The sequence below is a fragment of the Christiangramia sediminis genome (assembly GCF_020552705.1).
Classification (GTDB): domain Bacteria; phylum Bacteroidota; class Bacteroidia; order Flavobacteriales; family Flavobacteriaceae; genus Christiangramia; species Christiangramia sediminis.
Genome location: NZ_JAJBZG010000005.1, coordinates 45,470 through 59,417, shown reverse-complemented (window position 1 = coordinate 59,417; position 13,948 = coordinate 45,470). Strand labels below are relative to the sequence as shown.

The 13,948-nt window shown below is 37.3% G+C and carries 12 protein-coding genes; 3 read left to right on the top strand and 9 right to left on the bottom strand.

Translation table 11 applies throughout. The annotated features are described in order from the left end of the window. Positions 1-16: 16 nt before the first annotated feature. Both LGQ90_RS09630 and LGQ90_RS09625 read left to right on the top strand, forming a co-directional pair. On the top strand, positions 17-1,627 hold the full coding sequence (locus tag LGQ90_RS09630; RefSeq protein ID WP_229340553.1) for a peptide MFS transporter: 1,611 nt from the start codon (positions 17-19) through the stop codon (positions 1,625-1,627). Between the two features lie 83 nt (positions 1,628-1,710). Beyond that, positions 1,711-2,253, top strand: a complete 543-nt coding sequence (locus LGQ90_RS09625; protein ID WP_229340551.1) for a thioredoxin family protein — start codon at positions 1,711-1,713, stop codon at positions 2,251-2,253. Between the two features lie 2 nt (positions 2,254-2,255). Here the strand turns inward: LGQ90_RS09625 and LGQ90_RS09620 are convergent, their stop codons facing one another. The 5 genes from LGQ90_RS09620 to surE are packed head-to-tail and all read right to left on the bottom strand — an operon-like array spanning position 2,256 to position 7,061. Next, positions 2,256-4,301 carry a ComEC/Rec2 family competence protein gene (locus LGQ90_RS09620; RefSeq protein WP_229340549.1) on the bottom strand — a complete coding sequence of 682 codons (2,046 nt, stop codon included), beginning with the start codon at positions 4,299-4,301 and terminating at the stop codon, positions 2,256-2,258. A 34-nt stretch (positions 4,302-4,335) separates the two neighbouring features. Next, positions 4,336-4,887, bottom strand: a complete 552-nt coding sequence (locus tag LGQ90_RS09615) for a C40 family peptidase (protein WP_229340547.1) — start codon at positions 4,885-4,887, stop codon at positions 4,336-4,338. Continuing rightward, complete coding sequence (lpxB, locus tag LGQ90_RS09610; RefSeq protein WP_229340545.1) at positions 4,888-6,003, bottom strand: lipid-A-disaccharide synthase; 1,116 nt, start codon at positions 6,001-6,003, stop codon at positions 4,888-4,890. A 1-nt stretch (position 6,004) separates the two neighbouring features. Then, positions 6,005-6,286, bottom strand: a complete 282-nt coding sequence (locus tag LGQ90_RS09605; RefSeq protein ID WP_229340543.1) for a hypothetical protein — start codon at positions 6,284-6,286, stop codon at positions 6,005-6,007. Then, entirely contained in the window at positions 6,279-7,061 is a 783-nt protein-coding gene (gene surE / locus LGQ90_RS09600) for a 5'/3'-nucleotidase SurE (protein WP_229340541.1), read from the bottom strand. The genes LGQ90_RS09605 and surE overlap by 8 nt, the downstream gene beginning before the upstream one ends. A 148-nt stretch (positions 7,062-7,209) precedes the next feature. Between surE and LGQ90_RS09595 the strand changes: the two genes are divergently transcribed. Beyond that, complete coding sequence (locus tag LGQ90_RS09595) at positions 7,210-9,363, top strand: carboxy terminal-processing peptidase (protein WP_229340539.1); 2,154 nt, start codon at positions 7,210-7,212, stop codon at positions 9,361-9,363. 135 nt (positions 9,364-9,498) lie between these two features. Here the strand turns inward: LGQ90_RS09595 and rodA are convergent, their stop codons facing one another. From rodA to mreC, 4 genes are read right to left on the bottom strand one after another with little or no spacing between them, the layout of a single operon-like run. After that, positions 9,499-10,749, bottom strand: coding sequence for a rod shape-determining protein RodA (gene rodA, locus LGQ90_RS09590; RefSeq protein WP_229340537.1), 1,251 nt, complete (start codon positions 10,747-10,749; stop codon positions 9,499-9,501). Beyond that, positions 10,750-12,618 carry a peptidoglycan D,D-transpeptidase FtsI family protein gene (locus LGQ90_RS09585; protein ID WP_229340535.1) on the bottom strand — a complete coding sequence of 623 codons (1,869 nt, stop codon included), beginning with the start codon at positions 12,616-12,618 and terminating at the stop codon, positions 10,750-10,752. Then, positions 12,615-13,121 (bottom strand): rod shape-determining protein MreD, encoded by a 507-nt coding sequence (locus LGQ90_RS09580; RefSeq protein ID WP_229340533.1) that lies wholly within the window; start codon positions 13,119-13,121, stop codon positions 12,615-12,617. The genes LGQ90_RS09585 and LGQ90_RS09580 overlap by 4 nt, the downstream gene beginning before the upstream one ends. Further along, positions 13,111-13,938, bottom strand: coding sequence for a rod shape-determining protein MreC (gene mreC, locus LGQ90_RS09575; protein ID WP_229340532.1), 828 nt, complete (start codon positions 13,936-13,938; stop codon positions 13,111-13,113). The genes LGQ90_RS09580 and mreC overlap by 11 nt, the downstream gene beginning before the upstream one ends. Between the last annotated feature and the right edge of the window lie 10 nt (positions 13,939-13,948).

Sequence of the window (13,948 nt, the reverse complement as noted above, 5' to 3'; positions counted from 1 at the left end):
TTAAAACTAAATAAACATGGAATTCAAATTCGGAGGGTCAGAATTTAATCAAAGGACTGTATTAGGACATCCTTCAGGTTTATTCATATTATTCTTTACTGAAATGTGGGAGCGTTTTTCCTACTACGGGATGCGAGCTCTATTGGTGCTTTTCCTTACCTCTTCAATAATGGACAATGGTTGGGAATGGGCTAGAGCGGACGCCCTCGAACTTTATGGTTGGTACATTGGGCTTGTTTATATCACACCAATTATCGGTGGATTAATAGCCGATAAACTTTTGGGGTACCGTAGAGCTGTAGTTCTTGGAGCATTAATAATGACTCTGGGGCACGCTTCTATGGCTCTCGAAGGATTTACAAATATGTTTTTCTACCTGGGGCTTGTGCTTTTGATTTTGGGTAACGGTTTGTTTAAACCGAATATTTCGTCCATGGTAGGACAGCTCTACAAAACTGACGATAAAGAAAAGGATGCCGGATATACGATCTTTTATATGGGGATCAATGCCGGAGCATTTTTAGGAATTTTGCTTTGTGGTTATATTGGTGAGAATGTAGGATGGCACTGGGGATTCGGCCTTGCTGGTATTTTTATGTTCTTTGGTATGCTGCAATTTTATTTTGCACAAAATATCTTCGGTAAAATTGGTTTGAAACCTAAAAAGAAGACAGATGATTATGTAGACGACCATACTATCAAAGGTGAGGTTGAAGATAGTCATGGGAATGCAATTGTTGATGATAACGAGGATACTAAACCCGAGCCTCCAATGGGAGTTAAAAAGGATAGGATTATTGTGATTTCAGTATTCGCATTCTTTACAATTTTCTTTTGGTGGGCATTTGAACAGGCGGGTGGTTCTATGACAATTTTTGCAGCTGATTATACAGATAGAGATCTGGCCGGTAGCCAGGCGCTTACATTTAAGATTATAAATACGGTTATAACCATTGTGCCACTTATGGTGATAACCTATGTTTTGCTTATGCTTTTTCGTCAAATATTCGGAAGATACGCGAAATCTAACATCTTTTTAGGCTTAAGTTTTGTGATCATCTGGGGTATTGTGATATGGATGCTTTATAGAGAATTCAGTGCGGACACAGCAGAAGTTCCTGCTTCATGGTTCTCTGTATTAAACTCTCTATTTATAATATTATTAGCTCCCGTATTTTCTAAAATCTGGGAAAGTAAATACAATCCTTCAGGACCAGTTAAATTTGGTATTGGATTAATATTATTAGGAGTTGGCTTTTCGGCATTAGCATACGGAGCGATGTCTATTCCAGATGGAGCTGAAACTGCTGCTGTGAGCATGATATTCCTTATAGTAGCATACTTTTTCCATACTGTTGGAGAATTATGTGTTTCTCCGGTAGGGCTTAGTTATGTAAGTAAACTTTCACCACCAAAATTGGTTGGTTTAATGTTCGGAATTTGGTTCTTAGCTAACTTTATTGCTGGAGTTCTTGGAGGTTACACAGGTGGAGCTATTGATAGTATTTCTGAGAATTATGGTCTATCTGTTTTCTTTTTAATATTTACGCTTATTCCTATTTTTATGGGCTTGATCATGATTTTGATCAATAAGTTCCTTATCAAGAAAATGCACGGGATTCGATAATAGAATAAAAAATAATTTCAACAGCGTTCCTAAATCTTTTAGGAACGCTTTTTGTTTTAAGGGCTTTTAGTTAAATTTAAATTATGAAAAAATTAATCCTTTTTTGCTTTTTAGTTATTTCTGTTGCCACCATTCAGGCGCAGGAAATTAAGTGGATGAGTATGAATGAAGCTTTAGAAGCACAAAAGAAAGTACCTAAAAAAATATTTGTTGATGCCTATACCACCTGGTGTGGGCCCTGCAAAATGCTTGATAAATATACTTTCACCAATAAAGATGTGGTTGAATACGTCAATAAGCATTACTACGCGGTGAAATTTAATGCGGAAGGCAATGAAGTGATCAACTTTAAAGACAAGGTTTTCAAAAATCCTAATTATGATCCCAATAAGAGCGGGAGGAATGCGGTTCACCAGTTTACGCTGGCAATGGGGGTTAATGCCTATCCCACTATGGTCTTCTTTGATGAAAATGCCGGTTTTCTATCTCCGGTGAAAGGATATTTAAAACCCGAACAGTTGGAAATTTTTCTAAAAATCTTCGCTACCGATGATTATAAAAAGGTAAAAACAGACGAAGAATGGAAAAAATATCAGGAAGAGTTTGAAGGCACTTTTTCCAGTTAGGACTATTTACCAGGTTTTATAAAATATGCTCCCTTTTCTCCAGTATGGTGAAAAGGGATTTTTTTATTCCCGGCGGTTTCCTGCCAACGCTTTACCAGATAATTATAATTACTGCCGTCTGCTACTATCTCTTTCGGTGAAAGTTGATCTATAATTCTTTCCAGATTTATCTTTGGAGAATTTCTAAGTATAATAATTTCAGGATTAAAATTACTCAGTTGGTAATTTTTTGTGGTGTCTATAATCAGGCTAAGTTTCGTTGAAAGATCCATTATTTGTGGGATCTTTTTTGTTTTTACTTTGCCAAGCTTTCTTTCTCTTACATAATCGGCTATGAAATCTGGGTCCAAATTTTCTTCAGAATAAAGGCTCAGGTTTTGATCGTTTTTAACCCCGATAATAGTTTGCCTGGACTTATGAAAAATTATAGCTTCTGAAGCAGGAATATTTTTTCTGAAATAGAACGTGGATAACTGAAAAACCAGGATGCTGATAAGGAAAAAATAGATTCGCTTATAATCGGGACTTCTAAGAAGTAGTAAAATGGCCAGAATAATCAGGTACAGGGAGAGGGTTTGAAAAAGACTTAAATGAATATTGCTAAAAACAAATGATTCCACCCCGGCAATCCATTCTATAAATCCGTTCATTAATCGCAGAATAAGATCAAAAAGTTCAGCAATAAAAGGAGGCAGCGAATTGATAGCGGCAAGGAGAATTACGATAATTCCATAGGCCAGGAGGAGACCTAGAAAAGGAAGTATAATTAAATTGGTGAGCAGAAAAAGACCCGGGAACTGATGAAAATAATAAAGGCTTAATGGGATAACGCCAATCTGAGCGGCTATACTTACCGAGCTTAATTTCCATAGATAATCTACAGGTTTTATCTTCGATTGGAATAGTCCTGAAATGAGTGGTTGAAATACGATAATACTAAAAACAGCCAGGTAACTCAGTTGAAAGCCCACCTGGAAAATATAATGGGGATTTATCAAAAGCAGGATAAATAATGAAAGAAACAAACTGTTGAGGGCACTGGTCTTTCTTTTCAGCTGAAGACCGATCGCGATAAAGGAAAACATCGTAACCGCTCTCACTACAGACGCGCTTAATCCTGTTAAAACTGCAAAACTCCACAGTAAAAGAATTAGAATAATAGCTTTGATAAGTTTTCCGTATTTAATTCTATCTAAAGCTCTGAAGAGAAAATTTAAAATAATTAGCAATATTCCAATGTGCAGGCCGGAAATTGCCAGAATATGAATCGCTCCTGCTGCGGCATAATTTTTATAAAGAGTATTGCTTATTTCCCTTCTTTGTCCCAGGATGAGCGCCTGGAAAATTGCTATTTCATTTTCTCCAAAATCATATTTTTTCAGATCTGAAATAAGTTGTTCCCGTAATTGCCAGGATCTCGATTGAAGATCATGACGCTCAATATTACTTATTTCGAGTTCTGACGTTTGGATATTGAGTTGTCTTTTGATGTTTAACTCATTCAGGTAGTCCTTGTAGCTAAATTGAAAGGGATTTAAGGGTTCTTTGATCTCTTGTGGGGACCATGGAACCAAAACCTGCATTCCCGGCTTTAAAATTGTCGTGCGGGTAGAATCTGGACTCAGGTTAAGTAATACTTTTCCTTTAACCTTAAGTTTTTCTTTCCTGCCAATTATCCTTTCTGCATTAATTACAAATCTTTGAGAAAAAGCGGTTGGTTTCAGTTCTTCAGAAATACGAGCAGAAACAATGGGATCCGGAAGTTCTTTACTATCCAGATTTATGAAATGCTCTTTCTGGTTTTCAGGAATATTAAAATAGGTAGCTGAAAAACCGAGGTAAAATATCAGCAGAAAAGCAGTTATTCCGAATAATGCGTCAGGAAAAATATTTCTGTTTGCTCTGAAATAGGCAATAAGGAACAGGCAGAAGATGAGTATGCCTGAAATTATTAAGATTTCCGTAGGTACGGAGAAATTAAATGCCGCGAGTATTCCTAAAATAAGATAGAAAGAGAGCCTTAAAAATATAAACCGAAAGTCCTTCAATGATTGTTTTTTGCAATCTGAAGGTATGAAAAAATCAAATCACCCGCCTGGCCATCACAAAATTATTATACCAATAAGACTCTGATAATGAGGAAATAATAACACCTCTGGAAGTGGAAGAGTGAATAAAATAGATCCCATCATCATCTACCTCTACCACCAGGCCTACATGGTTAATTACTTTGCGATTCTTATTGGTTTCGAAGAAAAGAAGATCTCCCACGCTTACTTCCTTTAGATACAAACGTTCGCCTTGTAAAGACATCGCTCTTGATGTCCTGGGAAGAGACACTCCTTCTTGGAGAAAGGAGGTATAGATCAGGCCAGAACAATCCATTCCCCTTTTATCGGTGCCGCCATATTTATAGCGCGTACCTTCAAACTTTTTAGCAGTACGCACCACCTTATAGGCTTTTTTGTCTTCAGGCTCTGCGGCAGGAGTTCGCTCGTATACTGGAGTGACTCTTTCTGATCTGTTATGTTCATGTTTGGTGGTCACAACCCTGGATCGCGAAGAGCCACAGGAAGCAAAAAGGAAAATGCTAAAAATAAGAATGGTAGATTTTAGAAAAAGTCCTTTTTTCATTTATGCTTTAGTATTATTATAGATCAATTTAGCAGTTTTCATACTAGCCCCTTTACCGCCAAGTTTTTGTTCAAGTTCAAAATAATCCTCAAAAATTCTTTTGCGATTGGTTTCATCAAGAATCTTATTCAGCTCAATTTTTAAATTTTTCGTATTGAAATCATTCTGGATCAATTCCTTCACCACCTCTCTGTGCATGATTAAATTGACCAGGGAAATATAATCCAGGTTTACGATCCTTTTTGCAATATGATAAGATATAAAACTTCCCTTATAGCAAACAACTTCCGGAACTTTAAAAAGTGCAGTTTCCAGAGTTGCAGTCCCCGAAGTTACTAACGCAGCATGAGAGATGCTTAGTATATCATAAGTCTTATTCATGATAAGACCGATATTGGATTTTTTAATAAATCTCCTATAAAATTCCTTATCCTGACTGGGAGCTCCGGCGATCACGAATTGATACTCTTTAAATTCTGAAGTTACGCTAAGCATTACCTCAAGCATTTTTTCAATTTCCTGTTTTCTGCTACCTGGGAGTAAAGCAATTACCGGCCTGTGATCTAAGCCATTATTCTTTTTAAAAGAATCAGTGTCTACAGGTGCACGGTTATCAATTGCATCTAATAGGGGATGACCTACAAAGTGTACCGGAAAGTCATGTTTTTCAGTATAAAAATCTTTTTCAAACGGAAGGATCACGTACATCTCATCTACATCACGTTTAATCTTTTTGATCCTGTTCTCTTTCCAGGCCCAGATTTGAGGGGAGATATAATAAGTGGTTCTATATCCTTTTTTCCTGGCCCATTCGGCAATTCTCATATTGAAACCGGGATAATCTACAAAGATGATCACATCAGGATCGTAGGTCTCAATATCTTCTTTACAGATCTTGATATTTCTGAAGATGGTTCTCAGGTTCATGATCACTTCAGAAAAGCCCATAAAAGCCAATTCTTTATAGTGCTTTACCAGAGTGCCTCCCTGATTTTCCATGAGATCGCCGCCCCAGAAGCGAAAATCTGCAGCATTATCTGTTTCTTTTAAAGCTTTCATCAAATTAGAAGCATGGAGGTCACCCGAAGCTTCACCTGCAATGATATAATATTTCATTTTAAAAGAATTTGAATATTGCTACAGCCACTGCAACGCTTACAGTTGCCAGTAAAACTCCGCGGGCATGATAATTTTGTTTCTTTTTTAGAAAAACAAAGAATGGCAGAAAGTTTAAAACAGCGCCAAGAGCTATTATTTTTCCTAAATAATCATTTTCAACAGCATCCTTTAAGGTCGCATCTAACTCGGCATTGGAAAGCAGGGAAACATACAACATCACCCCGGCGATATTCGCCGCGATGCCTGTTAAGAATCCTGTAAATACGTTTTGTTTAATCATTGAGGGACCAGCTGCTTAAATCTTTTATAAAATGATGAGCGGTTAGATCAAATTGAACTGGAACTACAGAAACATAGCCTTCTTCCAGTGCTTTTTCATCTGTGTCTTCTCCTTCATCTTTATTTACAAATTTCCCGGTAAGCCAGTAATATTCTCGTCCCTGCGGATTTGTTCTTTTATCGAATTCCTCTTCCCAATGCGCATTCGCCTGCCTGCAGACTTTAATGCCTTTAATGTCAGATTCTTTCAGTTTCGGGATATTTACATTTAGAACCACTCCTTTGGGTAAACCATTCTTTAAAACATTCCTTGTTATCGTTTTAATAAATTTTCTTGTCGGTTCAAAATCGGCATTTAAGGAATAATCAAGTAGAGAAAAGCCAATTGCCGGAATACCTTCAATTCCTGCTTCCACAGCTGCACTCATCGTTCCTGAATAAATAACATTTATGGATGAATTTGAGCCATGATTGATACCGCTAACACAAAGGTCCGGTTTCCTGTGAAGAATCTCCTGGGTGGCAATTTTTACACAGTCCGCTGGAGTTCCCGAGCAGCTATATTCCTTATGTTTGTAAGATTCCTTAATGGTAACCTGTTCGCAAAAAAGGGTGTCACTTATAGTGATAGCATGTCCCATGCCACTTTGAGGACTATCCGGAGCTACTACAATTACGTCTCCGAGTTCTTTCATTACTTCTACCAGGGTCCTTATTCCGGGAGCCGTAATGCCATCATCATTGGTCACCAGTATCAATGGTTTTTCTTTATTCATGCATAAGTATTTGGTTTTGCTAAAATAAGAATTTTAATATGGAAAGCTTATATTAGTGCGTTCACAAATTAGTGCGTAGGTTATAGCTTATTGGCACAGTTTTTACTATAATTATGGTAACCACACGATGACGAAATTTAAACGAATTATGAAAAGGAATTTTAAAATTATAGCAGTCGTACTTTTAATGGCTGCCGCTTCCTGTAGTTTTACTACCAAGAAGTTTGAAGACCCCAATAAAGATAAACTGCTTATAGACTTAATTACATATGTTCTTAATCAAGGGCATTATGAAGCGAAAGATATAAATGACAGTTTTTCAGCAAATGTCTATGAAGATTATCTTGAAGGTCTGGATCCTTCCAAGCGATTTTTCTATCAGAAGGATATTGAAGAATTTGATGCCTTCAAACAAAAGATTGATGATCAGATCAAAAACAAGAATATAGATTTCTTCAATCTTACTTATGCCCGTTTAGGCGATAGAATGGAAGAAACAAGATCACTTTACAAAGAGATCCTTTCAAAACCTTTTGATTTTTCAGAAAATGAAAAAATCAATACCTCCTACGATAGTTTAGATTACGCTTCTTCAAAAGAAGAGATGAGGAAGAGGTGGAAAGAACAATTGAAGTTCAATACTTTAATTACTTATCACGATCTTAAACAGGATGAAAAAAGTAAAAAAGAGGATGATGCGTCTTATGAAATGAAGACAGACGTTGCACTTGAAAAAGAAGCCAGAGAAACAACGCTTTCCAATATAGACAGGTATTATGACTTTACCGATGATCTTCAGAGAGAAGATTATTTTTCAGTATATATCAACGCGGTAGTTGAGGAATTTGATCCTCACACATTTTATTTCGCACCTCAGGATAAAGATAGGTTCGATATCGCCATGTCTGGAAAGCTTGAAGGGATAGGCGCACGTTTAATCAAGGATAGCGATAATATTACCATTACTGAAGTTATTTCTGGTGGACCTGCATGGAGAAGTGATGAGATCTCAGAAGGAGATGTTATCCTTAAAGTTAGGCAGGAAGACGAGAAAGAAGCGGTAAGCATTGTAGGGATGAGACTTGACGATGCGGTAGACCTAATTAAAGGTCCAAAAGATACCAAGGTTTACCTTACTGTTCGTAAAAAAGTAATGGGGAATATTGAAGAAGTTACTCTAGTTCGGGATATAATCGAAATTGAAGAAACTTATGCAAAAACTTCTATGGTTAAGAAAGATGACCGAAAATTTGGGGTAATAAATCTTCCAAAATTCTATTTTGATATGGAAGATTACAACAAGAGAAATGCTGCTTCAGATATTAAAGAAGATATTATCAAATTGAAAAAAGAAGGAATGGAAGGTCTTGTTCTGGACCTGAGAAATAACGGTGGTGGTTCCCTGAAAACAGTAGTGGATATCGCCGGAATGTTCATTGAAGAAGGACCTATTGTTCAGGTAAAATCAAATGGAGCCCGTAAAGAGGTCTTAAAGGATGAAGATCCACAGGTGTTATGGGATGGGCCGCTGGTAATTCTTGTAAACGAATTATCTGCTTCTGCTTCAGAAATTTTAGCCGCCGCAATGCAGGATTATAAAAGAGCCATTATCATAGGAAGCAAACAAACCTATGGAAAAGGTACTGTGCAGAACGTAATAGATCTTAACAGATGGCTTAGAAATAACGACATGGGAGACATGGGAGCTCTTAAGATCACCACTCAGAAGTTCTACCGCGTAAATGGAGGTTCAACTCAGCTGGAAGGTGTTAAGAGTGACGTAGTGGTGCCAGACAGGTATAGTTTTGTAGATATTGGAGAGAAAGACCAGGAAAATCCACTGCCATGGGATAAGATAGATGCAGCAGATTTTGATATTTGGAATGGATATGTGGGTTATGATGAAGCGATTGAGGCTAGTAAAAAAAGAATGGATACCAATAATCAACTTAAGCTTATTGAAGAAAATGCCAAATGGGTAAAAACTCAGAGTGAAGATAGAAGCTATCCTTTAAATTATGAGGAATATGCCGAGGAAGCAGAAAAAGATAAGGATATGGCAAAACAATTTGATGCCATTAAAGATTATAAAACCAATCTTACTTACAACTCTCTTCCGTATGAAGAAGATCTTTTCACTACAGATACTATATTAAAGGAGAAGAGAGAAAGATGGCATGAAAGTCTTAGCAAAGATGTTTATATTGAGGAAGCTATCAATGTACTTTCAGATATGAAAATGAACAATATCACCAGAAATAAACTGGCCGATACTAATTCTAAAAAGAAAGTAAAAAACTAATATTGAAATAATAAACTAAAACCCGGAAGTTTCTTTTCCGGGTTTTTTTATGTCTTATAATATGAAAAGAAAATATATCTATCCGGTTCTAATTTTGCTGGTTGCCGCCATTCTGTTGATGGTGGATAAATGTGCTTAGTAAGAAAGCCTGTCTGAATCTAATTTAATAAAGATAAAAAGCAGGATCGTAAATCCCCAAAGTCCCGATCCTCCATAGCTGAAAAAGGGGAGTGGAATTCCCACCGTTGGAAAAACACCAATCACCATCCCGATATTTACCAGGAAGTGGATAAATAATATTCCAATGACTGAATAACCATATATCCTGTAAAATTGATTGCGTTGTCTCTCTGCAAGTACAAGGAGTCTCAGGAGTAGTAACACAAATAGGATCACCACCATAGCACTGCCTAGAAATCCCCATTCTTCTCCCACAGTACTAAAGATATAATCAGTATGTTGTTCGGGCACAAAATGGCCTTTCGTTTGTGTTCCTTCGGTCCAGCCCTTTCCAAGCCATCCACCACTTCCAATGGCAATTTCACTTTGGTTAGTGTTGTAGCCAATACCTCTTGAATCAACTTCCTTTCCTAATACGATATTGAATCTATCCCGGTGTCTTTGTTCAAATACATTTTCAAAAATATAGTTAACTGAAAAGCTCAGGGCGATGGAGATTATGGCGAATAATGTAATTAATATTCTTCCCGGTCTTTTTTTACGCTTTCTGAAGAATACCATTAATGCAATAATAAAAACCCCTATGCTAACCCATATCGGACCAAAAAGCAGGGTGAATATAAATACAGCAACGGCAGATAATCCTGTTACCAAATAAAATCCGGATAATCCTTCCCTGTATAAGGGGAAAAAGAAAGCTGCATATACAAGTGCACTTCCGGGATCTGGTTGGGGAATGATTAAAAGTGCAGGAATTGCGATTATTATAAAGGCTTTGACCTGATGACTTAGTTGCTTGATATTGGTTTGAATGTCACTCAAATATTTAGCTAAAGCCAAAGCGGTAGCGAATTTGGCAAATTCAGAAGGTTGAATACCAAAACTACCGAAAGAATACCATGAGGTAGCCCCTGAAATTGTTTTCCCGAAAACAAATAACCCGGCCAGGGATAGCAGGGAAATTATATAAATAATACTTGAAAAACGCTGGTAGAACTTAGCTTCTATCGAGAGAACTATAATGACCAGGAATATGCTTAATCCAATGAAGAGTGCCTGTTTTCCATAAGGCTGATTGAGATCAAAAAACGATCCTGATGAACTTCCTAGGGAAGCAGAGTAGATATTAGCCCAGCCAAAACAGATTAAAATTAAATAAATAAAAATACTGATCCAGTCAAATCCTGCTGCGCTGCTCTTCGCCATTTACTGATTAATTATAAAAGGTTCCCCGCTAATAGGTTTTGCGTATTCATTTTCCAGACTGTGACTTAGTATCCAGTCTTCCATATCTGTTCTGGTAATTGTGCCTTTCATATATTTTTCTATCATTAAACTAGCCATACGGCCTGCGTAACGACTTCCCCAATATCCATTTTCCACAAAAACTGCGATGGCGATCTTCGGGTTTTCAACCGGTGCAAAAGCGACAAAAATTGAATGATCGGTTAATTGCACTCTTTTCCCACCCACTTTGGCAAAATTTTCTGCAGTTCCGGTTTTTCCTGCTATTTCAACCCCCGGAATTCTTAATGTAGATGCGGTACCACTTTTGTATACCTCATGCATCCCTTCGATCACGGGTTCATAATTTTTTGCGTCTATAGTGGTAAAATTCTTTTTGGTAAATTTTTCTTCCTTGATAGGCTGACCATTGATCTCTTTTAGAATATGAGGGGTGTAATACCAGCCTTTATTGCTAATGATCGCGGCCATGTTCGCTAACTGGATTGGTGTCATTAGAACCTCTCCCTGCCCAATTGCGTTAGATATAGTCGCCGTCGCATACCATTTATAGGTAGGGTAATCATATATCTGATTATAATATTCAGCATCAGGAATTTTTCCCGGCCTGCCTGTGCTAAGATCAGATCCCAGGTAATCTCCTAATCCAAAACTTTTCAGATGGGCATTCCAGGTATTCATACCTTCCTGTGGAGTTGGATATTTCTCAATAATACGCCGGTACACATTGGCAAAATATGCATTACAGGATTGAGCGATGCCGGGAACCATCGATAACGGGCTTGGATGTGCGTGACATCCTAATTTTCGTCCTCTACCGTAAGTATACCCGTGGTTACAGGAGAAACTGTCCTCAGTATCAACCACTCCTTCCTGAAGTCCGATCAGCGCATTTAAAGTTTTAAAAGGAGAACCCGGAGGATATTCGGCAAGTAAGCCCCGGTCATATAATGGTCTGGCAATGGTGTCGTAATATAATTCTGTGAAATTGGGAGAGCGTTTCCGGCCAACCAGTTTAGCAGGATCATAGGTTGGTGCAGTTATCAGGGCAAGGATTTCACCTGTTTCAGGTTCCAGGGCAACTATGCCACCTCTCTTTCCTTGCATCAATTTTGTACCGTAAGCCTGTAAAGCAGCATCTATGGTAATGGTAATGTCTTTTCCTTTTTCCGGAAGGGTGTCATAAATCCCATCTTTATAAGCTCCAATATCTCTGTTGAATCTGTCTTTCTGGATATATTTCACTCCTTTTACTCCACGTAATAATTCTTCGTACTGGCTTTCAACACCTGCACGACCAATAAGGTCACCTGAAATATAATAAGGGTTTTTACTTACGATGCTTGGGTTGACTTCAGCAATATATCCCAGAACGTTTGCACTATGATCTACCTGGTAATCTCTAAGTGATCTTTTCTGAATATAAAAGCCTTCATAATTCCTCATTTTCTCCTGAAGAATTGCATACTCACTTTTTGTTAACTGCGGAATCACCACAGAAGGTAACATGGGAGAGTAGATGCGTGCTTTATCCAGTTTTTTCTCCAGGTCTTCCCTGGAAAGATTCAGTATATTGCAAAATTCTGTAGTGTCAAAAGGCTTAAGGTTTCTTGGAATCACCATCACATCATAAGATGGTTGGTTAGAAACCATCAGCTCGCCGTCCCTGTCATGAATATATCCTCTTTGGGGATAATCATAAACCACTTTAATCGCATTATCCTGCGACCTAATAGCCAGTGAAGTATCTACAACCTGAAGATAGAATAGTCTTCCAATAAAGAGTATACCGGTAGTTAGAATGGTTATGTAGAGTAATACTTTTCTCATCGATATTTCTTACTAAATAGCGTAAGGCTTAAAAGTGTAAGGATTATAGTGAATATACTTGAAAAAAATGTCTTTTTCAGAATTAGGAGTATATGATTTAGACTGAACATTTCCAAAGAAAACAATACAAAATGGTGTATGATCACCATCATGAATATATAACTCAGTTTCGATCCAAATGCAGTGTTCGCAAGTCTTATGTTTTGATGATCATAGCTAATACCGAAAGAAAATCGAAGTAAATTTGGTCTAACAAATGCAGCCACCAAACAGGCTGCAGCATTGATTCCGCCGCTGTCTTCAAAAATATCAATGCTTATTCCCAGGAAAAATGACAGGAAAAGAAAAAGGCTTTGATTTCCGGTAAAGGGGTAAAGTAAAATAAATAAGACATATAAATGCGGATTTATATATCCCGCAAAATTGATATTATTAAGGACTAATACCTGTAGAAATACAAGAATTACAAAACGGGTGATATTTGAAAATAACTTACTGCTCATTGGTTGTTTTCTGTAATTCTTCTACCACCTCTTTATTCACATTTTCAATAATATAGACGTAACCTATATTTGTCATGTCATTGAATAATTTGATATTGATGGTATAATAACTTTGGGTCTGGTCTAAGCTGAAATCTTCAATACTTCCTATGGGAATTCCCTTTGGAAAGATCAATGAGCGTCCCCCGGTGATTATTGTATCTCCTTTTTGTAGTGGTGCCTGTCTGGGAACATCGGTTAATTGAACGACATTCGGGTCTTTTCCGTCCCAAATGAGGCTGCCAAAATGATTGGTGTTGCTTAGTTGGGCATTGATCCTGGACCTACTATTTAAAATAGAAATTACCCGGGAATATTCCTTATTTGTTCTATCTACAATTCCCACGATACCCTGACTGGTAATTACTCCGTATTCAGGTTGTATTCCAGAGTTTTCTCCACGGTTAAGAGTAAGATAATTATCTACTTTCGTGAAATTGTTATTGATCACTCTGGCCGTCCTGAATAAATAATCTCCTTCAAAAGATATACTGTCTAATTGTTTTTCAACAGAAATGCTATCGTTGATGTTGGAAATAATATTCCGAAGCTTATTATTTTCCTCCAGAAGTCGTTCGTTGTATTCGTCTAAATGGAGATAAGTATTAAGGTTGTTTGACCAGGAATAAACCCCACCTGTAACAAAATTGGCAGAGCTTATAAACCGGCTTTTTTGAAAGGCGTGATTCTGAATGGTTAGAAAAACAGATACAGCAAGCAGAATTAAGAATAAAATTGAATTCTTATTCCTTATAAGAAAATTGAAAATCTGCTGCATAAATTAAACT